We start from the raw sequence: 23269 nt of genomic DNA on the forward strand, positions 1-23269 counted from the left end.
ACCGGGCGCTTTTCCCCCGGCACGCGACGGTGCTGCGGGCGTCCCATGGGCGGCTTCCAGATCTGATCGACGACACCCGTTCCTGACAACCGGCCCACCGAAAGGTGCGGCCGGCAAAGCCGTTTGTCGTCGGCGGAAGAGCCATGCCCGTGAAGCGGCATGGCAGGGGCGACCCCCCATCACCCGGAGGTCCACATGTCGGATATCACCACGCACGCGCAGACGAGCGACGCGTCAGACAATACCGTGAAGGCCGATTTTGGGAACAAAGCAAGAACGGGAGCCTTCCGTGGCGGGGCCAGCGGCTTCCTCTACGGTCTCGGCGACAACGGCGTTCCGACGCAGGCCCTGATCAACGGGGCGCACATCACCAACGCCTCGCAGAAGGCCCCGTACGGGACCCAACACCCGTCGGGCGATGTCCTGGAAGTCGAGACGAGCTTCTTCGCCGGTTACGGCAAGGATATGTGCATCTACATTCAGGACTATTATCCGGACTGGGCCTACAACGGGGGCGTGCGCCCCGGCGATACCCGGACCTACAATCTGAAGGACGGGACATTCACGGAGACGGCGAACGGAGTCTGGGACTATCTCGAAGTCATCGAGTTCGTGACCGAGGCGGTCGCCACGCAGTCGGCTCATCCCGAGCGCTACGTCTTCGTTCCGTTCAACGAGCCGGACGGCGGGAATTGGTACGCGAACTGGTCCAAGATGAAGCAGCAGTTCCTGGACGACTGGAAGGCGGCCTACGACAAGATCCAGGCCGTCTGGGCTCGCCACGGACTCGGCCACGCGCGGATCGGCGGCCCTGCCCACACGCAGTGGCGCAAGGACCAGTCGACCGATTTGCTGACCTTCGCGCGCGACAACAAGTGTCTTCCGGATGTCTTCATCTGGCACGAGTTGGGCGTCGACAATCTGAGGACCTATCCGATTCACTATCAGGAATATCGCGCTGTCGAGATTTCGCTCGGCATTTCGCCGATCGCGATCAACATCACCGAATACGGCATGCTGCGGGACATGAGTGTTCCGGGCCAGTTGATCCAGTGGATGTTCCTGTTCGAGCAGACGAAGATCGATGCTCAGGCCGCCTACTGGAACTATGCCGGCAATCTGTCCGACAACACCGCGCGGCCAGCCGGAGCCAACGGCGGTTGGTGGATGTTCAAGTGGTACGGCGATCTCGACGGCAGCGAGACCGTTCAGATGACGACGCCGTCGACCAAGACGGCCGACAGGCTCCGGGCGATCGGTGCCATCGACACGGACAACCGGCGGGCCACGATCCTGTGGGGCGGCCGGGATGGCGACGTCGCGCTGGCTGTCACGGGGCTGGATACGGCCCTGTTCGGAACCAGCGTGGACATCGAGGTCAGGCAGGTCGTGCATTGTGGCACGGAAGGACTTTCGGAAACCCCGCGGGTCATCCAAGCCGCGCGGAAGATCGACATCGCGAGCGGCGGTTTCAACCTCACCGTTCCGGGCTGTGATCGGTATTCCGGCTACCAGATCCTGATCACGCCGGCCCAACTGCGTGATGTGGTTCAGTCGTTTGCCTCACAGACGTGGCTCATCTCGGCCGAAGCGGAGAATCTTCAGATCTCGAACGCCAAGGTCTTCACACATAGCCCAACCGCGTCCAACGGCTGGCAGTTCCTGGCGTCCGGCGGCCGCGATGTCGGTCAATTCAACGATCCCGGATCGCGGCTGGATTGGAAGGTCACTGTTCCGAAGGATGGATCGTATCGCCTTCAGGTGATCGGATCGACACCCGGAGCGCCCGGGCGGCATGCCCTGTTCGTGGATGGAAAAGATCAGGGGATCATTCAATACGCGGCGGATCTTGCTTTGACGAGCACGGATCGGTGGAATTACCGGGGCAGTGCCGAGCGGTCCGTCACGCTGACATCCGGCGAGCATACGCTGTCCATCCGGGCGAGTTCCGATGGGGTCTCGAAGCTGCCCGGATCCGACATAACCTTGGACAAGCTGTTCCTAAAATATGTCGGTGATGGTGAGATCACCGAGTACCCGTCGACCACCTTCAGGTTGCGTGGCGGATCGAAACTGGACTGGGGGACCGATGACGCAGGCTACGCGGTGCTGCCGGATCAAGGGGCGGCCCATCTCTACGTGACGGCGATCGAGCGCGGCTCCTACGATGTCGGGTTCGCATGGTCCTCGTCCGGCCCGGCGGCGATCACGCTGTCCCTGAACGGGCGTGACCTGCCGATTCCCTCGGTCGACAAGGCCGGCCGCTGGCAGAGCGGGCTGACCGTTCATCTCGCGGAGGGGATCAACGAGATCGTTCTCACACCATCCGCCGAGGTGCGCGTTCAAACGCTCACGACCAAGAGAAACTCCGGAGCGGATGCGAACGCCTATCGGGTCTCCGCCGGAACGGCACAGGTCCTGGGCTCCGCGAAGTTCGCGGCCATCGATCCGTCCGCGGGCTCGAATGTATCCGGCAGCGGCTACGTGACCGGTCTCGGCGGCGGGTCGGCCAATGCACTCCAGATCAGCCGGCCCGCTGCGATCGGATCAGGAGATTACGATGTCACGACCGTGTATGCGAATGCTCAGGTTGCCGGCAAGCATGAATACAACCCCCAGGTGGTGGATCTGAAGGTTTCCATCTCGGAAGCCGGTGATCTCGTCGGATCGACGCGCATGAGGTACACGTATAGCTGGATCAGTTTCTGGCAGAAAACCCTGCCGGTCACGCTGAAGACGAACGACATGCCCGTGACGATTTTCAGCCCTGGCGATGTCGGGCCGTACATCGATGCGGTCATTTTTGCTCCCGTGCAGCCAACGCGGTCTTTCACGTCTCCGATCGTGTGAGGTGATGGCGCCGTTACTCTGCACGCCGCCCATGGCGCGTCGGACTTTCTGAAGGAGGTTTCGACGCGCCGCCTTCCGTGACGAAGGCTCATCGCGTGGGCCGGCTCTCTCAGAATGGAGGAGCCGGTTCGCCCCGAGCGACCAGCATGCATTCTTGACCCGGACGAAGCGGCGCTGCAGATCGGGGCGGCGGCAGGCCGGGCCGCCAGGGGCCGTACTGAGGGACCGGGTCGCGTGGTGACCGCGTCGTGATTGACCTGATCGGCCTCTTCTCCCTGCGCCGCCGCTCCATCGCTGTGCGGCTCGCCGTATCGGCCTTCCTGTCGAGTTCCGCGATCCTGCTGATCGCCGCCTGGATCCTGACCACGCTCTACCGCGAGAACACCGAGCGCGCCTTCGACAGCCGTCTGCTCGTCTTCACCAACAACCTCGCCACCGATCTCGTCTCGCCGAACGATCCCGAGAGCCGGACCTTCTCGCTGGGCGATCCGCGCTTCGATCTGCCCCTGTCGGGCTGGTATTGGCAGGTCGGCAAACCCGACGCGAAGCCTCGGGACGTGCGCACCTCCCGCTCACTGGTCGGTGTGCCGCTGCCGCCCGCCACCGATTCCGAGGGCAAGGTCGGGGTCGGGCAGATCCGCCAGGGCTACGGCCGGGGGCAGGACGGGCGCCTGCTGCGCATCATGGAGCGTGACGTCGATCTCGGCGAGGAGGGCCGCTACACGGTCCGGGTCGCCGGGCCGGCGGACGAGATCGTCAACGACGTCGACCGGTTTCGGAACTCGCTTACGATCACGTTCGGCCTGCTCGGCCTATCGTTGGCGCTCACCACCCTGCTGCAGATCCGGTTCGGCCTTGCGCCCTTGAAGAAGATGCGCGCGGCGCTGGGGGCGGTCCGCCGGGGCGAGGCCGACCGGATCACCGGGACCTATCCGCGCGACATCGCCCCGCTCACCGGCGAGGTGAACCTGCTGATCGAGACCAACCGCGAGATCCTGGAGCGCGCCCGCACGCAGGTCGGCAACCTCGCCCACGCCCTCAAGACGCCGCTCTCGATCATCGTCAACGAGGTCGGCGCCTCGGACGCACCGGAGGAACTGGCCCAGAAGATCCGCGAGCAGGCGGCGGTGATGCGCGATCAGGTGAACTATCATCTCGATCGGGCCCGGGCCGCCGCGCTCGCCGGCACGCTCGGCACCTCGACGGAGGTCGAGCCGGCGCTGGCCGGCCTCGTGCGCACCTTCGGCAAGATCTACCGCGACAAGGACATCGCCTACGACGTCCACGTCCCCCCGGGTTTGCGCTTCCGAGGGGAGCGGCAGGACTTCGAGGAGATGGTCGGCAACCTCGTCGATAACGCGTCGAAATGGGCCCATGCCCGGGTGGCGATCCGGGCCGAGGCGGTGACCAAGGCCGATTATCCCCACCTCGTCGTCGCCATCGAGGATGACGGCCCCGGCCTTCCGCCGGAGGCGCGCCAAGCCGTGCTCGGCCGGGGGCGGCGGCTCGACGAATCGAAGCCAGGCTCCGGTCTCGGCCTGTCCATCGTGGCGGATCTCGCCACGCTCTATCGGGGTCGCTTCACGCTGGAGGAGGCGGCGCTCGGCGGCCTGAGAGCGGTGCTGGAGGTGCCGGGCGATGCGCCCGTGGGTGCGGCGACGCATTGACGCGATCCGGGGCGCCGGATCGTGTTTCGCGGTCCGGTGCAAGTCTTCGCGCTGGCGTGCGAGTTCTCTTCGCTCTTGTCTTCGCGCGGCACTTGCGTGACACCGTGCCGCCGCCGGGGGGCGTCGTGGCGTTCCGCCGCCGGCTCCACATGGTGTGGAGAGACGTACGGGCCGGTTCGGCCCGCTGGCGAAGGTTCGATGACGGCGATCTGGTTCATCCTGGCGGCCATGACTGCAGCTGCCGTTCTCGGCCTGCTCTGGCCGCTGTCGCGGCGTGCCGTCGTGCCGACCGGCGAGGCGGGCGGCACCGCGATCGCCACCGAGACCGCCTTCTACGAGGACCAGATCGCCGAAATCGCGCGTGATCAGGAGCGCGGCCTGATCGCCCCGGAGGAGGCCGAATCCGCCAGGGCGGAAGCGGGCCGGCGCCTGCTTCGGGCAAGCCGCGAGGTCAGGCTGGAGGCCGAGGACGCCGGCATCGTCGAGGCCGCGCGCCCGGCCGAGCCACGCCTGCGCCGGCGTCGGGCCGCTTCGGCCTTCGCGGTTTCCACCATTCCGCTGGTGGCGCTGATCGCCTACGGCCTCTACGGCTCGCCGGAACTACCGGCCCAGACCGAAGCCGACCGGCAGGCGACCCGCGGCGGCACGGATGAATTGATGAAGGCCGTTGGGCAGATCGAGGCGCGGCTCGCCCGTGACCCGAATGACGCCCGTGGTTGGGCCGTGCTCGCTCCGGTCTACATGCGCACCGGCCGTTTCGACGATGCCGCCCGCGCCTACGGCAACATCGCCCGGCTGAAGGGCGAGACCGCCGACCTCCTCGCCGATCAGGCCGAAGCCCTGACGGCAGCCGGCGACGGCACCGTCACCCCCGAAGCCAAAGTGCTGTTCGAGAAGGCGCAGGCCAAGGATCCGAACGCGCCGAAACCCCGGTTCTTTCTCGCCCGTGCCGCCGAGCAGGCGGGCGACACCGATGGGGCGATCCGCCAGCTCGCCGCCCTCGAAGCCGCCAGCGCGCCGGATGCGCCCTGGCTCGGGATCGTCCGGCAGAGCCTGGCGCGCCTCAAGGGTGAGCCTGCGCCGCCGCCCGCGGTGCCGCAGGCGGCCCCGAAGGTCCCGGCCGAGCAGCAGGCCGCGATCCGCGGCATGGTCGATGGGCTCGATGCTCGGCTGCAGGCTGGCAGCGGCACACCGGACGAGTGGCTGCGGCTGGTTCGGTCCCGGGCCGTGTTGGGCGAGCACGATCAGGCGACCGCGGCCCTGGCTCGTGCCCGGACAGCGCTCGCCGGCGATCCACAGGGTTTAGCGCAGGTCGAGCAGGGCGCTCGTGCCATCGGTCTGGCGCCGGAGGGCGGGTCGACGCGTCCGACCGAGCCGGCCACAGCCGGACCGGCGGCCCGGGCCGAGACCGAGGCCGCGATGGCGGCCGTGCGCGCCATGCCGCAAGCGGAGCGCGACGCTGCCATTCGCGGGATGGTCGAGGGGCTCGACCGGCGCCTCGCCGCCCGGGGCGGTACGCCGGACGAGTGGATGCGCCTCGTGCGCTCCTACAGCGCGCTCGGCGAGCGCGAGCAGGCGGTCAGGGCCCTGGATCGCGCCCGGATGGCGCTCGCCGCCAACGGCGATGCGGTGACGCGGCTCGACGGACTCGCCCGGGAACTCGACCTGCCTCCGAAGACCAACCCTTGAGCGTGACAGTCGCGCGGCGTCGGCCGTACGACAATCGGTCCCGATGCCCGCCCTTGACCGGCGCTCTCCTGAGGCCGACACCCTGAGGAGCTAGAATGAGAACGGTTCGGGTCTGGGCGGGCGACCGTCCACCGGACTGCGGGGTGGAAGTATCGTGACGCGTAAGAGCCGCCGCCTGATCCTGATTGCCGCCTGCGGCAGCGTGCTGGCGCTCGCCGTGGGGCTGATCCTGTTCGCCATGAGCGGCTCGATCGTGTTCTTCCGTTCTCCTACCGATATCGCACTTCAGAGCATTGCACCGGGCACCCGACTGCGCCTCGGCGGCCTCGTGAAGGACGGTTCGCTCAAGCGCGGACCGGATCAGACGGTCGACTTCGCCGTGACCGACACGAACGCCACCGTCGACGTCCAGTACAAGGGGTTGCTGCCGGACCTGTTCCGCGAGGGGCAGGGCGTGGTCGCCGAGGGCGTCCTCGAGCCGGGCGGCCAGTTCCGCGCCGATACCGTACTCGCCAAGCACGACGAATCCTACATGCCCCGCGAGGTGGCCGACGCGCTGAAGGCGCAGGGGCGTTGGCAGGAGGGCGGCCCGAACAAGGTGGCTCCCGCCGTCAAGCCATCCGCCGCAGCGGCGGATTCGACCCTCGGCCCCCGCAGCGAGCGGTGAGAGAACCTGCATGATCGTCGAGACCGGCCATTTCGCGCTCGCGCTCGCCCTGGCGATCTCCCTCGTCCAGATGGTGATGCCGATCTGGGCTGCCCGCTCGGGCGACCCGGCACTCCGCCAGAGCGCCTCGCAGGCGGCGCTCGGCGCCTTCGCCTGCATCCTCTTCGCCTTCGCGGCGCTCACCTACGCGCACGTCACCTCGGACTTCTCGGTCCAGAACGTCGTCGAGAACTCGCACACGCAGAAGCCGCTGATCTACAAGATCTCCGGCGTCTGGGGGAACCACGAGGGCTCAATGCTCCTGTGGGTGCTGATCCTCACCCTGTTCGGCGCCTGCGTGGCGGCGGCGAAGAACTCCGTGCCGCCGCGGCTGCGAGCCAACACGCTCGGCGTGCAGGGATTGATCACCTTCGTGTTCGTGTTGTTCATCATCACGACCTCGAACCCGTTCAGCCGCGTCATCCCGGCGCCGCTGGAGGGCAACGATCTCAACCCGCTGCTGCAGGATGTCGGCTTGGCGATCCACCCGCCGCTCCTCTACATCGGCTATGTCGGCTTCTCGATCAGCTTCGCCTTCGCGGTCGCCGCGCTGATCGACGGCCGGATCGACGCCGTCTGGGCCCGCGCCGTGCGGCCCTGGACGCTCACCGCCTGGAGCTTCCTGACGCTGGGCATCGCGATGGGCTCCTACTGGGCCTATTACGAACTCGGCTGGGGCGGCTGGTGGTTCTGGGATCCCGTCGAGAACGCTTCCTTGATGCCGTGGATCGCCGGCACGGCGCTGCTGCACTCCACCGTGGTGATGGAGAAGCGCGACGCCCTGAAGGTCTGGACGGTGTTGCTCGCGATCCTGACCTTCTCGCTCTCGCTGATCGGCACGTTCCTCGTTCGCTCGGGCGTGATCACCTCGGTCCATTCCTTCGCCACCGACCCGACCCGCGGCGTCTTCATCCTGGCGATCCTGATTCTGTTCATCGGCGGCTCGTTGACGCTGTTCGCATGGCGGGCGCCGCTGCTCCGGCAGGGCGGGCTGTTCGCGCCGATCTCGCGCGAGGGGTCCCTCGTCCTCAACAACCTGTTCCTGGTCGCGGGCTGCGCCACGGTGCTCGTCGGCACCCTGTATCCGCTGCTCCTCGAGATGCTGACCGGCGAGAAGATCACGGTCGGGCCGCCCTTCTTCAATGCGACCTTCGTGCCGCTTGCGATTCCGCTCCTGCTGATCGTGCCCGCCGGGCAGGCTTTGGCCTGGAAGCGCGGCGACGTGCTCGCTGCTGCGCAGCGCCTGTTCGCCGCTTTGGCCCTGGCCCTGGTGGTCGGTTTCGGGGTGCTCGCCCTGACCTGGGGCGGCCCGGTGATGGCCCCGGTGGGGATCGGCCTTGGCGTCTATCTGCTGATCGGCTCGGCGCTGGAGATCGTCTCCCGCGCCCGGGGTTACGGATCGAGCCGTGCCCGCTCGCTCGGCCAGATCGGGCGCCGCGCCATCGGTCTGCCGCGCTCGGCCTGGGGCACGGCGCTGGCCCATGCCGGCGTCGGCGTGGTGGTGTTGGGCATCGCCGCGCAGGGATGGGCCGCGGAGGGGCTGGCCACCCTCAAGCCCGGCCAAAGTCTGACGACGGGGCCTTACATGGCGACCCTGGAGAGCGTCGCGCCCCGCAAGGGGCCGAACTACGAGGAGGCCGCCGCCTATCTCACGATCCGGACCCGCGCCGGCGACGAGGTCGGGCAGGTTGAGACCGGCAAGCGCTTCTATCCGAGCCGCAAGATGGCGGTCACGGAATCCGGCCTGCTGACGATCGGGGTGAGCCAAGTCTACGCGAGCCTCGGCGAAATCGGCCAGGACGGCAGCGTCGGCCTGCGGCTGTACTACAAGCCGCTGGTGCTGCTGATCTGGCTCGGCGCCGTGGTGATGGCGGCGGGCGGTGGGCTCTCGCTCACGGACCGCCGGATGCGCGTGGGTGCCCCCGCCAAGGCGAAGGCACGGACGATACCCAACGCGGTGCCGGCCGAGTGAGGACGGAGATGAAGGCCCCCGCGGATCTCCCTCCCCCCTCTCAGCTGCCGGATTGCCATTTCGGCTCCGGCGATTTCGCTTCCGGATCGGGCGCGGGGCCCCTCTCCCGAGCGGGACCGGGTGAGGGGCGAGAACCTTCAGAAAATGGCTCGACCTACCGACACTTCGGTGCCGTGCTCGATCCTGAGAGTTCTCGTCCCCCACCCCAGCCCTCTCCCGCGCGGGAGAGGAAACCCGTCGCGTTCCCTCATCGACCCCAGCGTCGAAAGGAGATGCGCGAACTTCGTCGTGCAGAGGTAGGAGGGGGAGCGCGCGTCCGTGTCGGCGCCGCGCTCATGCTCCTCGCCATGCTCACCGCCCCCGCACTGGCGGTCCAGCCTGACGAAGTCCTGAAAGATCCGGTGCTGGAGCATCGTGCGCGCGAGATCTCGGCCGAGCTGCGCTGCCTCGTCTGCCAGAACCAGTCGATCGACGATTCCGATGCGCCGCTCGCCAAGGATTTGCGTCTGATCGTGCGCGAGCGCCTGCAGAAGGGCGACAGCGACAAGTCGGTGCTCGACTACGTCGTGGCACGCTACGGCGAGTTCGTGCTGCTGCGCCCGGTCTTCGCCCTGCACACCCTGCTGTTGTGGCTGACGCCTGTCCTTGCCGTGCTGCTTGGCGGGTTCGGCATCTGGCGCCTCGCGCGCCGCCGCGTGCCGGCGACCGCTCGAAGCTTGTCCGCCGCCGAGGAGGCGGAGGTCGCCGCGCTCCTGAGACGGGAGTAAGATCCGGACTGTCGCGATTCGCTCGTCCGACTCGGCACGAGTCTTGGATCGAGCATCGCGGGCCGCGTGTTCGGCGGCGTGCCCGGGGGCAGGACGATGACGGCCGCTACGCTCACCATCTCAAGCCGCAACTATTCCTCGTGGTCCCTGCGGGGCTGGCTGATCTGCCGGATGTCGGGTCTCGATTTCGAGACGGAGGTCCTGTCCGGCGCCGATGCCGGCAGCCGGGCCGAACTGCTCCACCTGTCGCCCTCGTTCCTCGTACCGCGTCTGCGCCACGGCGACGTTGTGGTCTGGGACACGCTCGCCATCGCGGAATATCTCGCCGAGACGTTCCCGGAGGCCGGCTTCCTGCCGGGCAACATCGCGGAGCGCGCCCATTGCCGCTCGATCGCCGGCGAGATGCATTCCGGTTTCGTGAATCTGCGCTCGGCGCTGCCGATGAACCTCCGCGCCTTCCACCCCGCCTTCCGCGTGTTCAACGGCGCGAAGGCCGATATCGAGCGCATCGTCACGATTTTCGACGATTGCTTGGACCGCTATGACGGGCCCTTCCTGTTCGGGGCCAAGCCCTGCCTCGCCGACGCCCTGTACGCGCCCATCTGCACCCGCTTCCGAACCTACGATGTCGCTCTACCGCCCCGCGCCGCCCTGTATCGCGATACGATCCTGCACTGGCCGCTGATGGCGGAATGGGCCGAGGCCGCCGCCGACGAGCCGGACGAGATCGAAGAACTTGAAATGGAGTTCTGATCCGCCGGGGCGGCGAAAGGGGCGGTTCCGGCCGGGTTGCCATGTGGCGATTCCGCGGCGGCACAATTGACGACGGTCCGCCACGGAGCTGCTTGACCGCGCGCACAAGGACGCAAGGGTCGCTTGCACGCGCGCTTACGCCACGCCAGAGTTGCAATTTTTTGCATAGCACCAATTCATGGTGCGGCACACACGCGATCGATTTGCTCTCTGCCGGTTTTAGAAAGCTGTTTTTTGACAGCTGTTTAACATGTCACCCCGTTTTCCGCGCGAAGCGGGTGACAGCGCGACAGACATCCTTTGTTGCGCGACCGGACTGCGCGATTGATGCGAACCGGCATTTCTGTTCCTCTTCGCATTAGAACAGGAACAGACTGGGCTGGAAACCATGGCGCGTCACGAGCCCTGGAGCGCCGAGCGCGCCACCGGGATCATCGCTGAGCACACCTATCTCGAAGGGGCCACGCTGCCGATCCTGCACGCGTTGCAGGAGACTTTCGGCTACGTGGATACCGGCGCCGTGCCGCTGATCGCGGACGCGCTGAACCTGTCGCGTGCCGAGGTGCATGGCTGCATCACCTTCTATCACGACTTCCGTGCTCATCCGGCCGGCCGTCATGAGGTGAAGCTGTGCCGGGCCGAGGCCTGCCAGGCCATGGGCTCCGACACGCTCCATCGGGAGATCCTCGGCCGCCTCGGCTGCGGCTGGCACGAGACCACCGCCGACGGCAACGCCACGGTCGAGCCGGTCTATTGCCTCGGCCTCTGCGCCAACGGCCCAGCCGCCCTCATCGACGGTGAGCCGCTCGCCCATCTGACCGCCGACGCCCTTGAAGCCGCTTTGACGGAGGTGCGCCAGTGAGCGTTACGCTCTACGTTCCCCGCGACGCCGTTGCACTGGGCCTCGGCGCCAACAAGGTTGCCCGCGCGCTGTTTGCCGGCGCCGAGCGCCGGGGCCTCGACGTGACCATCGTCCGCACCGGATCCCGCGGTCTGGCATGGCTGGAGCCGATGGTGGAAGTCGGCACGTCCGAGGGGCGTATCGCTTACGGCCCGGTCAAGCTCGCCGATGTCGAGGCGCTGTTGGATGCCGGCCTGACCACGGGCGGCGACCATGCCCTGCGCCTCGGCGACCCCGAAAAGATCCCGTTCCTCGCCCGGCAGCAGCGCCTGACCTTCCACCGCTGCGGCGTGATCGATCCGGTTTCCGTCGACGATTACCGGGCCCATGGCGGCTATCGCGGCCTCGAGGCGGCCCTGAAGCTCGATGCCGAGGGCGTCGTGGCGGCGGTGCGCGACTCCGGCCTGCGCGGCCGGGGCGGTGCCGGCTTCCCGGCCGGCATCAAGTGGAACACCGTGATGCTCGCCCAGGCGGACCAGAAGTATGTGGTCTGCAACGCCGACGAGGGTGATTCCGGCACGTTTGCCGACAGGATGATGATGGAGGGCGATCCCTTCAACCTCATCGAGGGCATGACGATCGCGGGCGTCGCGACGGGGGCCACCCGCGGCTACATCTACCTGCGCTCGGAGTATCCGCAGGCCTTCGCCACCCTCAAGGAGGCGATCGCCAACGGCATCCAGGCCGGGGTGCTCGGCGACGACGTCCTCGGCTCGGGCAAGAGCTTCCACTTGGAAGTCCGGCTCGGGGCCGGCGCCTATATCTGCGGCGAGGAAACCTCGCTGCTGGAGAGCCTGGAGGGCAAACGCGGCATCGTGCGGGCCAAGCCGCCGATCCCGGCGCTGAAGGGCTTCCTCGGCAAGCCGACGCTGGTCAACAACGTCATGACCTTCACGGCGGTGCCGTGGATCCTGGACAACGGCGCCAAGGCCTACGCTGATTACGGCATGGGCCGCTCGCTCGGCACCTTGCCGATCCAGCTCGCCGGCAACATCAAGCATGGCGGCCTGATCGAGATGGCCTTCGGCATCACCCTGCGGCAGGTCATCGAGGATTTCGGCGGCGGTACCCGCTCGGGGCGGCCGGTCCGGGCCGTCCAGGTCGGCGGGCCGCTCGGGGCCTACTTCCCCGATCATCTCCTCGACACGCCGCTGGATTACGAGGCGATGGCGGCCCAGAAGGGCCTCGTCGGCCATGGCGGCATCGTGGTGTTCGACGACACCGTCGACATGGCCGCCCAGGCCCGTTTCGCCTTCGAGTTCTGCGCCACCGAATCCTGCGGCAAGTGCACCCCCTGCCGCGTCGGCGCGACCCGCGGCGTCGAGACCATGGACAAGGTGATCGCCGGCATCCGGCCGGAGGCAAACCTCACCCTGATCGCGGATCTCTGCGAAGTCATGACCGATGGGTCGCTCTGCGCCATGGGCGGGCTCACGCCGATGCCCGTCATGAGCGCGATCACCCATTTCCCCGAGGATTTCACCCGTGCGGGCTCGCTGCCCGTCGCGGCTGAGTGAGGAGGCTTCCATGGCCCTCATCAAAGAGATCGACTACGGCACGCCGATCCGCGTCAGTGCGCAGACGGTGACGCTGACCATCGACGGCATGTCGGTGACCGTACCGGCCGGCACCTCGGTGATGGCGGCGGCGATGCATGCCGGCACGCAGATCCCGAAGCTGTGCGCCACCGACTCGCTGGAGCCGTTCGGCTCCTGTCGCCTGTGCCTCGTGGAGATCGAGGGGCGGCGCGGCACGCCCGCCTCCTGCACGACACCGGCCGAGAACGGCATGGTGGTGCATACGCAGAACGAGAAGCTCGCCAAGCTCCGCAAGGGCGTGATGGAGCTCTACATCTCCGATCACCCGCTGACCTGCCTGACCTGTGCGGCCAACGGCGATTGCGAATTGCAGGACATGGCCGGCGTCGTCGGCCTGCGCGACGTGCGCTACGGCTACGAGGGCGACAACCACGTCGCGCCGACCGCCGAGAAGTACCTACCGAAGGACGAGTCGAACCCGTACTTCACCTACGACCCGTCGAAGTGCATCGTCTGCAACCGCTGCGTCCGGGCCTGCGAGGAGGTGCAGGGCACCTTCGCGCTGACCATCGCGGGCCGCGGCTTCGACAGCCGCGTGGCGGCCGGCCCGACCAACTTTTTCGAATCCGAGTGCGTATCCTGCGGAGCCTGCGTGCAGGCCTGCCCGACCGCGACCCTGCAGGAAAAGACGATCCACGCGTTCGGCCAGCCCGAGCACGCCGAGGTGACGACCTGCGCCTATTGCGGCGTCGGCTGCTCGTTCAAGGCCGAGATGCAGGGCGAGCGCGTCGTCCGCATGGTCCCCTTCAAGGGCGGCAAAGCCAACGAGGGCCATAGCTGCGTCAAGGGCCGCTTCGCCTACGGGTACGCCACCCATAAGGACCGCATCACCAAGCCGATGATCCGCGAGAAGATCACGGATCCGTGGCGCGAGGTCTCCTGGGAAGAAGCCATCGACCGGGCCGCGAGCGAGTTCAAGCGGATCCAGGCCAAGTACGGAAAAGACTCGGTCGGCGGCATCACCTCGTCGCGCTGTACCAACGAGGAGGCCTACCTCGTCCAGAAGCTGGTGCGCGCCGCCTTCGGCAACAACAACGTCGATACCTGCGCTCGCGTCTGCCACTCGCCGACCGGCTACGGCCTGATGTCGACGCTCGGCACCTCGGCCGGTACGCAGGACTTCAAGTCGGTCGAGAATTCCGACGTGATCCTGGTGATCGGCGCCAACCCGACCGACGGCCATCCGGTGTTCGGCTCGCGGATGAAGAAGCGCCTGCGCCAGGGCGCCAAACTGATCGTCGCCGATCCGCGCAAGATCGACCTCGTGAAGTCGCCCCACATCAAGGCCGACTATCACCTGCCGCTGAAGCCCGGCTCCAACGTCGCCTTCATCAACTCGCTGGCGCACGTGATCGTCACCGAGGGGCTGATCGACGAGGCCTATGTCCGCGAGCGCTGCGACCTGCCCGAGTTCGAGTCCTGGGCGCGGTTCATCGCCGAGGAGCGGCACTCCCCGGAGGCGCAGCAGCAGTTCACCGGTCTCGACCCGGCGGAAGTCCGCGGCGCGGCCCGGCTCTACGCCAAGGGCGGCGCGGCCGGCATCTACTATGGGCTGGGCGTCACCGAGCACAGCCAGGGCTCGACCATGGTGATGGGCATGGCCAACATCGCCATGGCCACCGGCAACATCGGCAAGCTCGGCGCCGGCGTGAACCCGCTGCGCGGCCAGAACAACGTGCAGGGCTCCTGCGACATGGGCTCGTTCCCGCACGAGCTGACCGGCTACCGTCACGTCTCGGACGATGCCACCCGCGAGAGCTTCGAGGCGCTCTGGGGCGCCAAACTCGACAGCGCGCCGGGCCTGCGCATCACCAACATGCTGGACGAAGCCGTCGATGGCGCGTTCAAGGGGATGTACATCCAGGGCGAGGACATCGCGCAGTCCGATCCCGACACGCACCACGTGACAGCGGGCCTGATGGCGATGGAGTGCATCGTCATCCAGGACCTGTTCCTGAACGAGACCGCCAAATACGCCCACGTCTTCCTGCCGGGCGCCTCGTTCCTGGAGAAGGACGGCACCTTCACCAATGCCGAGCGCCGCATCTCCCGCGTGCGCAAGGTCATGGCCCCGATGGGCGGCTACGGCGACTGGGAGGGCACGGTGCTGCTCTCCAACGCGCTCGGCTACAAGATGGAGTACAACCACCCGTCCGAGATCATGGACGAGATCGCCGGCCTGACACCGAGCTTCACCGGCGTGTCCTACGCCAAGCTCGACGAGCTGGGCTCGGTGCAGTGGCCCTGCAACGAGAAGGCACCGCTCGGCACGCCGATGATGCACGTGGACCGGTTCGTCCGCGGCATGGGCCGGTTCATGATCACCGAGTTCGTGGCCACCGAGGAGCGGACGGGGGCGAAGTTCCCGCTGATCCTGACCACGGGCCGGATCCTGTCCCAGTACAATGTCGGCGCGCAGACCCGGCGCACCGAGAACTCGCGCTGGCACGAGGAGGACGTGCTGGAGATCCACCCGTTCGACGCGGAGCTGCGCGGCATCGTGGAGGGCGATCTGGTCTCTCTGGAGAGCCGCTCGGGCGACATCGCTCTCAAGGCCAAGGTCTCGGAGCGGATGCAGCCGGGTGTGGTCTACACCACGTTCCACCACGCCAAGACCGGCGCCAACGTCATCACCACCGATTACTCGGATTGGGCGACCAACTGCCCCGAGTACAAGGTGACGGCAGTGCAGGTCCGGCGGACCAACCGGCCCTCCGACTGGCAGGCTAAGTTCTACGAGGAGGATTTCTCGTTGACGCGCATCGCCAATTCTCAAGACACTGCTCTCGACGCGGCGGAGTGAGGCGATGAGCGCAGTCCGCCAGGAAGACAAGCTCCTCCGCATGGCCAACCAGATCGCCACCTTCTTCCGGTCCTACCCGGAAGAGGAGGCGGTGGCTGGCATCCACAAGCACATCGTGGCGTTCTGGACGCCCAAGATGGTCTCGAAACTCGAAGCGGCCCTGCCGGAGATGGGCGATCGGGCCGACACCCTGGTGCAGCGGGCCCTGCGCGGCGCCGAGCCCCAGGCCGAGAGTCCGATCCGCGCAGCGACCCGCGATCCGCAGAAGCTCGGCGAGGGTGCCAGCGACGCCGGCTGACCCGTTCGAACGCGCTCGATACGCTTCTCTCATTCGCAGCATCGTCAGGGCCCGGATCTTCCGGGCCCTGACTCGTTCTGATGTCCTGATGCATGCCGGGCGCACCGGGCTCATACCCGCACAGGGTCAGAGTGCCGGATTGCAGTTGCCTTCAACGCGAAGGGCGGCACTAGGACTGCGATCCCGATGACCATCACCGACGAGTGTTCGCTTACAGATTGCGCAGATACGGGTTAAATCTGTCTACTCAGCAAGCATTACGCTAGCGCCCTGTACACAGATCGCGCATCCTGCGGCACCGAGCGGTCCACCAAAATGACCGCCGTGGAGGAGTCGGTCATGGGTGCTGGAGTGGCGGGCGCGGTCGCGCCCGGCGGTATGCCAAATCTGTTGTCCCGCGAGCGGATCGTGGCCAAGGCAGGGTTCAATCGGTGGCTGGTCCCGCCGGCGGCCCTGGCGATTCACCTGTGTATCGGCATGGCCTACGGCCTGTCGGTGTTCTGGCTGCCGCTGACCCGTGCGCTCTCGGTCGGCAAGCCGGGCCCCGCCGCCTGCGCCGATATGGGCGTGATGACGGCTCTGTTCACCACCACCTGCGACTGGCGCATCAGCGACCTCGTCACGGTCTTCTCGATCGGCATCGTGATGCTCGGTCTCTCGGCCGCCCTGTTCGGCGGCTGGCTGGAACGCGCGGGCCCGCGCAAGGCCGGCATCGTGGCGGCCTTATGCTGGGGCGGCGGCTTTTTGATCGGCGCCTTCGGCGTCTACATCCACCAGCTCTGGCTGGTCTGGCTCGGCATGGGCCTGATCGGCGGCATTGGGCTCGGCCTCGGCTACATCTCGCCGGTCTCGACGCTCATCAAGTGGTTCCCCGACCGGCGCGGCATGGCCACCGGCATGGCGATCATGGGCTTCGGCGGCGGTGCGATGATCGGGTCGCCCCTGGCCGACACCCTGATCAAGAGCTTCCGGACCGTGGATTCGGCCGGCGTCTGGCAGACGCTGGCGGTGATGGGGGTCGGCTACATCCTGTTCATGCTGGGCGGCGCCTTCGGCTACCGGGTCCCGCCCGCCGGCTGGCGCCCGGACGGGTGGACCGCGCCGGCATCCAAGAACGCCATGATCGCCTCCGGCCATGTCCATCTCCGGGACGCCCACAAGACCTTCCAGTTCTGGATGATCTGGCTCGTCCTCTTCCTCAACGTGTCGGCCGGTATCGGCGTGTTGGCGCTGGCTTCGCCAATGCTGCAGGAAATCTTCGGCGGCGCCTTGATCGGGCAGCCGGGCACCGGCTTCTCGGCTCTCGACGCCGGCCAGAAGGCGCAGGTCGCTGCGATCGCGGCCGGCTTCGTCGGCTTGCTCTCGCTGTTCAACATCCTGGGCCGGTTCTTCTGGGCCTCGATGTCGGACCGCATCGGCCGCAAGGTCACCTACGCGATCTTCTTCGCGCTGGGCGGCGTCCTCTACGCGGCGGCGCCCTGGGCGGCCGGCATCGGCTCGCAGGCCCTGTTTGTCGCCATCTTCTGCGTGATCCTGTCCATGTATGGCGGCGGCTTCGCGACGGTGCCGGCCTACCTTGCCGACGTGTTCGGCACGCAGTTCGTGGGCGCCATTCATGGGCGCCTGCTCACGGCGTGGTCGATGGCGGGCATCGTCGGGCCATTCGTCATCACCAAGATCCGCGAAGCTCAGGTGGCTGCCGGCGTCCAGGGGGCCGATCTCTATGGCCGGACCATGTACGTGCTGGCGAGCTTCCTGGCGGTCGGGTTCCTGTGCAACCTGCTTGTCCGGCCGCTGGCCCAACGCTGGTTCATGTCCGATTCGGAGCGGGCCACCCTTGACGTCAAGGCCGGTGCCACGGCCACCGGACCGTCGGGCTCCTTCGGCATCGGCCGCGGCGGGTTCAGCCCCGGTGCGGCCGTGGCCTGGGCGATTGTCGGCATCCCGATTGTCTGGGGCATCGGCATCACCCTGTCGAAGGCCTTCATCCTGTTCCGGTGAGCGACCGCCGCACGTGGTTGTGGGTGTCGTGCTGGGTCGCTAGGCTCCCGGCGACTTGCGGTGCCGGGATCCCTGCGTGGTGATCGACAAGCTGGACTTCCTGCTCGCGCTCGCCCGCGAGCAGCATTTCGGACACGCCGCCGAGGCCTGCGGGGTGACCCAGCAGACCCTCTCGGCCGGCGTGAAACAGCTGGAGAACCGCTTCGGCGTGCAACTCGTGCTGCGCGGCTCGCGCTTCCAGGGCTTCACCCCCGAAGGGGAGCGGGTGCTGGAATGGGCGCGGCGGATCGTGGCCGATGCCCGCGCGATGCACGAGGAGGTCACCGGCCTGCGCCGGGGCCTGACCGGGCATCTGCGCATCGCGTCGATCCCCACAGCCCTGCCGATGATCGCGCATCTCACCACACCCTACCGGGAGCGGCACCCGGACGTGCGGCTCACGGTCGAGTCGGCGACCTCGACCGACATCTTCTCGCTGATCGAGAATCTGGAGGCGGATGCCGGCCTGACCTATCTCGACAACGAACCCCTCGGGCGGGTGATCTCCGTCCCGCTCTACCGGGAGCGCTACCGTCTCGTGACGGCGATCGGCGGTCCCTTCGACCAGCGGGCGAGCGTCACCTGGGCCGAGACCGGCAGCCTGCCGCTCTGCTTGCTCACCCCCAACATGCAAAACCGGCGGATCATCGACCAGCAGATCCGGGAATCGGGGGCCGATCCGGCCGCGACCCTGGAGTCGAACTCGATGATCGTCTTGCTGACCCATGTGCGCACGCTGCGCTGGGCCTCGATCATGCCGGAGATCCTGGTGGATGCTCTCGGACCTATCGAGGGCGTACGGGCCATCCCGATTACCGCACCGGATCTGGTGCACACGATCGGCCTCGTCGCCCCGCGCCGCGAGCCGTCCACCCCGATGGTCACCGCCCTTGTTGCCATCGCCCGGTCGCTCGCCCGCACGCTTGATCCGGGGGTATCGGACGCGTCATCCGCCTGATCGCTGGACGCGTCGTGGGCATCGTTACGACAGGGCCGACGAAAAAAGCCGCCCCGTCTCCGGAGCGGCTTCGTAACGACCGGGGCTGGTGCCCGTCGGCTTACTTGATCTTGGTACAATTTCCGTGAAAAACGAGGGCATCAGCTGAAACGCCCAAACAATTGTTTTGTCATTGCTTTACGTCTCAGCTTGTTTCACCGCCATCCGTCCTGTACCGTAGATCTGTGACCCGGACGTGACCCGGGGAAGGGCTCGTGAGGCGCAGTTGCCGGCTCAGATGTTGACCGATGCGCAGGTGCGATCGCTGAAAGCCGAAGGGGCGTCTCGGCTGATGATCTACGACGCCAAGGCCCAAGGCCTGTGCCTCCGTGTCTCGGCCTCTTCGAAGTCGTGGAGTTTCATCTACCGGCCAAAGGGCAGCGCCAAGCAGCGGCGGTTCACGATCGGCGACTATCCTAGCTGGAGCCTGGCTCAGGCCCGCGAGAAGACATTCGCCCTCCGCCGGAGCGTCCAGGAGGGCGGGGATCCCGTGGCTGCCGCTCAGGAGCGCGTCGCCGCACTCACGGTCGCTGGCTTCCTTGAGCGATACATCGAGCGCTACGCCAAGAAGAAGCTGCGCTCCTGGCGCGACTACGAGGGGCTGCTCAAACGCGACGTCATTCCAGCGCTTGGCCAGCGCCGCGCTGAAGAGCTGACCCGTGCCGAGGTGGCGAACCTCCTCGACAAGATCGCGGCCCGTGCGCCGGTCGTGGGCAATCGTGTTCTGAACACCCTCAGTGCGGCCTATTCTTGGGGCGTCTCAGAGGGGCTCGTTCCGCTGAATCCGGTTACCGGTTTGAAGCGCCGGCATGAGGAAACCCCGAAGGATCGCTACCTCTCGGACGCGGAGATCGTGGCGTTCTGGAAGGCGACCGAAGCGGCGGCGCCAGCATATCGAGATGCATTCCGGCTGATCCTGCTTACTGGGCAGAGGCCTGGCGAGTGTGCGGGCATCCGAGCAGAGGAGATCGACCTCGCTACCGGAGTTTGGACGCTACCACCCTCGCGGACGAAAAACGGTCGCCAGCACAAGGTCCCTTTGGTCGGTAAGGCATTGGAGATCGTGTGCCGGCTCTGTGCGGACCGGTCGGCCGGAGCGCTGATTGTCAGTCCTCGCGGCAAGTTCATCACCCCACAGAACCTCGCCAAGGCTTTCGAGGGCCTACGGGAAGGCGTGTTCGAGACGAATGTGACGCCGCACGACTTGAGGCGCACAGCCGCAACGTTGCTTGGAAAGCTCAGCGTCGGGCGCTTGACCCAAGGGTATGTGCTCAATCACGTGAGCACGACGAAGAGCTCGGTGACAGGTTCGGTATATGATCAATACGATTATGTTCCGGAGAAGAAAATTGCGCTTGAAGCCCTAGACAGTGAATTGATCAAGATAATTGCTGGTCAATCATTGCCGTCCAACGTCGTTTCTATAGCTCGGCATTCCTGAATGAGCACTTTTTCACGTTACGAAACATCTTGGGTAAAAGACAGCGCTAGGAGAGCTGCAAGAAGGAGTCCCATAGCTTTCAAACACGGGATTGGAGCCAAATCTCTGTTTAAGGAACTTGATTTGCTGCAAGAGCTTACAGGAAATCAGATTTTCGAAGAGGTGATTAAGGTTATAAAAAACTCAGGTTTGATTGAAGAGAGTGGTGGCTGGGTGCGCCGACCAAGCAGAAAATTAAGTCGATATAATGAGAGACAGCTTGCAAACTTAATATCTAAGCATTTATCCCTTGGAAAAAGTCTTAGATTGTCGTGTGCGGCAGTGGCATGTTCCCATTGTATCGATAGCGCATCTTTTGATGGCGCAGTTGCATATCTTGAACGCTGCTTCCGAGAGCATTGTGGTAAGAGCGCCTCGAGTTCTGAGTCTGCCAGGTTGGACATGAAGGGGCCCCCCAGAAATCCATAGTTGGACACCTGGGGGGCTCCCAGAAATCCTATGACAGGCTGAAATCTCCTGCACATTGTTCGTGTCGCCCGAAGAATGGAGCGACACGATGGAACAGAGAAAAGGATTGGTTCGCTGGCCGCAGGTGCGCGAGCGAATTGGCTTGAGCCGCACCACGGTATGGCGACGGGTCAACGAGGGGACCTTTCCCGCTCCTGTGAGGATCAGCGCGCAGCTTGTCGCTTGGCGCGCATCCGACCTCGACGCCTGGGAAGCCTCGCTACAGCCGATCGGTACAGCTGGCTCGCGGGTGGCGGCATGAGGCGGCCAGGCACCCTCTCAGGCGATCAGGCGATCTACAGCGGGACTCGCCTGATCGGCCACACGCGCAGCTCTGCTGGCGGCGTGACCGCATTCCGGGCCGATGGCTCTGTCCTCGGCAGCTATCCGTCCCGAAAAGTAGCCATGAATGCGATCAGCGCTCTATCGGCCGGCAGCGAAGCGGGAGGAGTGCCTACATCATGAATTGCGCCCCGCTTCGGGGCGAAAGGCATCCTGAACGGAGAAAAGCGGCCGCTGGGAACGACCGCCTTTCGAAATCCGGTTCAGGACTGCTTGGGAAAGCCCCTTCTACATACAGCGCCGGCTCGATACAGCCAATAGGCATCGTCGAAGCCTTCCCGCTCGATTGGAAAACGCGGAGGGCCCGCGCCGCCTTCCGATTGGCCGACATTATCAAGTTGGCTACGAAGCGACGTGATCGCGGTCTATCGGTCGATCCAGGCAACTTCGTATTCGCCCTGGCATCAACCCTTGGGTCGGTCCCGGCCGGCCCGTACGGAATCCCACGCCGACAGCGTTTCCTTCGCTGGTTCGGCTTGGACATGGAAGCTCTCAGCACCTCGATCCATCGAGCAGAGCTTGGAGCATTCTCCAGCTCCGAGCTCCAGACCATCATCGAGAGTGTGAAGCGGCATAACGCTGCTCATGGTCCGAAACTCATGAGCGCGACCGCGACTGGCGAACTTCTAGCGATGACGTCGGCCGAGCGTGAGGAGTTCGGGATCAGACAGATCGAGGGTGTCGACGAACCGCGGACCGACCGGATCGCACGGCAGAAGGAGGCAAAGCAGCAGCGCGATCGAGAGCGGAAGCGCGTTCAGCGTGGTCGGCTTCCCCGGCCAGTCTACGAGAGTCGGTCCCTCTCGAGCCAGAAGCCCTGGGTGGCCGAGGGCATCAGCCGACGTACCTGGGAGCGTCGCCGAGCACGTGACGCAAGTGTGTCCACCCGCGTTCTCTTCTCACAGGGTGATGGGACACACTTGCGACAGGATGTGGCTCCCTCAAAAAACCAAATCGAACCGGGTCCAGCGAGATGCGGCGGTGCCAATCGAAACGCTGGTGCTGACGTGCATTCGCACGGGGGCAGGACGGAAATCGCTAGGGCCACGGAGGCCGATCCGCTGCTGCTTTCGGAAGGTGATGGGACAGGCGGTGGTGCCTCAATACGACGGCTGCTCGCTCCTCCCCGGGTGGACGTAATCCGCGATCATCAGGCTCGGTCTCCAATTCGGCCGGTGCAAATCACCTTGCTGAATGGAGGCCTGTGATGTGGCGCCTCTCGATCCTGCTCATCGTCTCGCTGCCCATGCTGTGGGCCCGGCGTCGCCTATGGCCCTGGTGGATGGAGGCGCTCGCTCGGTGGGACCGGCGCGCTGCCGATCATGCGGAGGCTCGTGGCGATAGGGATGCGGCGATCGTCCATCTGGAGCGCGCGGAATGCCGGCTGAGCCGGGCGATCTGCGCTGTTCGCGAATCCTGAATCAAATCGCCCATGCCGGTTCGGTGTGGGCGGCCGCCATATCGCATCATGGAGGTTGGATAGATGAGCGGCGTTCGCATCGCCCGGAAGGTTGGAATTGCAGGTGAGCGTGATCACCGAGCGACGGTCACCTGTATGCTGGTGAATGGCAGGCCTCAGGTCCGCCTCCGCCTGCGAGCAGGCGCAGGTGAAGCATCGAAGGCCACTGATCGGATTGAACTCACAGTAGCTGGCGCCGATGCGATGATGGCGGCCATTCGTGCGGCCATCGAGACAGCCGAACTGGATTCGGCTTCAGACGATATCCCTCTGCCGGTCAGCTCACCGCGTCGAGGCCGAGCATGACGACCGCCCTCGATCTCGACCTCTTCGCCAAGGTTCGCCGGCTGCATGACAGCACCACCAATGCCGGCGATCCGTGTCCTCCTCGCCGAGGGCCACACCGATCGCGAGGTGGCCAGGCGGCTAGGCCTTTCACCAAGCACGGTCGGGTCGATCCGCAAGGCGCAGGCCCAGTG

At 66.1% G+C, this 23269-nt stretch carries 16 protein-coding genes; all 16 read left to right on the plus strand.

Translation table 11 applies throughout. The features are described 5' to 3' along the window. Window positions 1–195: 195 nt before the first annotated feature. Window positions 196–2850 (plus strand): hypothetical protein, encoded by a 2655-nt coding sequence (locus OXS49_RS13325; protein ID WP_267424775.1) that lies wholly within the window; start codon window positions 196–198, stop codon window positions 2848–2850. 248 nt (window positions 2851–3098) lie between these two features. Beyond that, complete coding sequence (locus OXS49_RS13330) at window positions 3099–4517, plus strand: sensor histidine kinase (protein WP_267424777.1); 1419 nt, start codon at window positions 3099–3101, stop codon at window positions 4515–4517. A 198-nt stretch (window positions 4518–4715) separates the two neighbouring features. Then, a complete protein-coding gene (gene ccmI / locus OXS49_RS13335; protein ID WP_267424778.1) occupies window positions 4716–6206 on the plus strand; it encodes a c-type cytochrome biogenesis protein CcmI in 1491 nt (496 codons plus the stop codon). A gap of 154 nt (window positions 6207–6360) precedes the next feature. After that, entirely contained in the window at window positions 6361–6873 is a 513-nt protein-coding gene (gene ccmE, locus OXS49_RS13340; RefSeq protein WP_244007710.1) for a cytochrome c maturation protein CcmE, read from the plus strand. A gap of 10 nt (window positions 6874–6883) precedes the next feature. After that, the gene (locus tag OXS49_RS13345; RefSeq protein ID WP_267424781.1) at window positions 6884–8884 is read left to right on the plus strand and encodes a heme lyase CcmF/NrfE family subunit; all 2001 of its coding nucleotides are present in this window, start codon (window positions 6884–6886) and stop codon (window positions 8882–8884) included. Between the two features lie 335 nt (window positions 8885–9219). Continuing rightward, window positions 9220–9651, plus strand: a complete 432-nt coding sequence (locus tag OXS49_RS13350; protein WP_244007714.1) for a cytochrome c-type biogenesis protein — start codon at window positions 9220–9222, stop codon at window positions 9649–9651. Window positions 9652–9747: 96 nt separating this feature from the next. Then, on the plus strand, window positions 9748–10404 hold the full coding sequence (locus OXS49_RS13355) for a glutathione S-transferase family protein (protein ID WP_267424782.1): 657 nt from the start codon (window positions 9748–9750) through the stop codon (window positions 10402–10404). Between the two features lie 388 nt (window positions 10405–10792). After that, entirely contained in the window at window positions 10793–11266 is a 474-nt protein-coding gene (locus OXS49_RS13360) for a formate dehydrogenase subunit gamma (RefSeq protein WP_267424784.1), read from the plus strand. Beyond that, window positions 11263–12822: a formate dehydrogenase beta subunit gene (locus OXS49_RS13365; RefSeq protein ID WP_267424787.1), complete on the plus strand. Its 1560-nt coding sequence runs from the start codon at window positions 11263–11265 to the stop codon at window positions 12820–12822. Before OXS49_RS13360 ends, OXS49_RS13365 begins: the two co-directional genes overlap by 4 nt. Before the next feature lie 10 nt (window positions 12823–12832). Further along, on the plus strand, window positions 12833–15706 hold the full coding sequence (fdhF, locus tag OXS49_RS13370) for a formate dehydrogenase subunit alpha (RefSeq protein ID WP_267424790.1): 2874 nt from the start codon (window positions 12833–12835) through the stop codon (window positions 15704–15706). A 4-nt stretch (window positions 15707–15710) separates the two neighbouring features. Next, window positions 15711–16004, plus strand: coding sequence for a formate dehydrogenase subunit delta (locus OXS49_RS13375; protein ID WP_267424792.1), 294 nt, complete (start codon window positions 15711–15713; stop codon window positions 16002–16004). Window positions 16005–16343: 339 nt separating this feature from the next. Then, window positions 16344–18005, plus strand: coding sequence for an OFA family MFS transporter (locus OXS49_RS13380; RefSeq protein ID WP_267424794.1), 1662 nt, complete (start codon window positions 16344–16346; stop codon window positions 18003–18005). A gap of 79 nt (window positions 18006–18084) precedes the next feature. After that, entirely contained in the window at window positions 18085–19002 is a 918-nt protein-coding gene (locus OXS49_RS13385) for a LysR family transcriptional regulator (RefSeq protein ID WP_244007728.1), read from the plus strand. 265 nt (window positions 19003–19267) lie between these two features. Further along, window positions 19268–20482, plus strand: a complete 1215-nt coding sequence (locus OXS49_RS13390) for a site-specific integrase (RefSeq protein ID WP_267424796.1) — start codon at window positions 19268–19270, stop codon at window positions 20480–20482. 556 nt (window positions 20483–21038) lie between these two features. Further along, entirely contained in the window at window positions 21039–21251 is a 213-nt protein-coding gene (locus tag OXS49_RS13395; RefSeq protein ID WP_267424798.1) for an AlpA family phage regulatory protein, read from the plus strand. A gap of 1287 nt (window positions 21252–22538) precedes the next feature. Further along, window positions 22539–22751: a hypothetical protein gene (locus OXS49_RS13400; protein ID WP_267424800.1), complete on the plus strand. Its 213-nt coding sequence runs from the start codon at window positions 22539–22541 to the stop codon at window positions 22749–22751. Window positions 22752–23269 lie beyond the last annotated feature (518 nt).

The organism is Methylobacterium sp. GC_Met_2 (genome assembly GCF_026540795.1).
Lineage (GTDB): Bacteria > Pseudomonadota > Alphaproteobacteria > Rhizobiales > Beijerinckiaceae > Methylobacterium.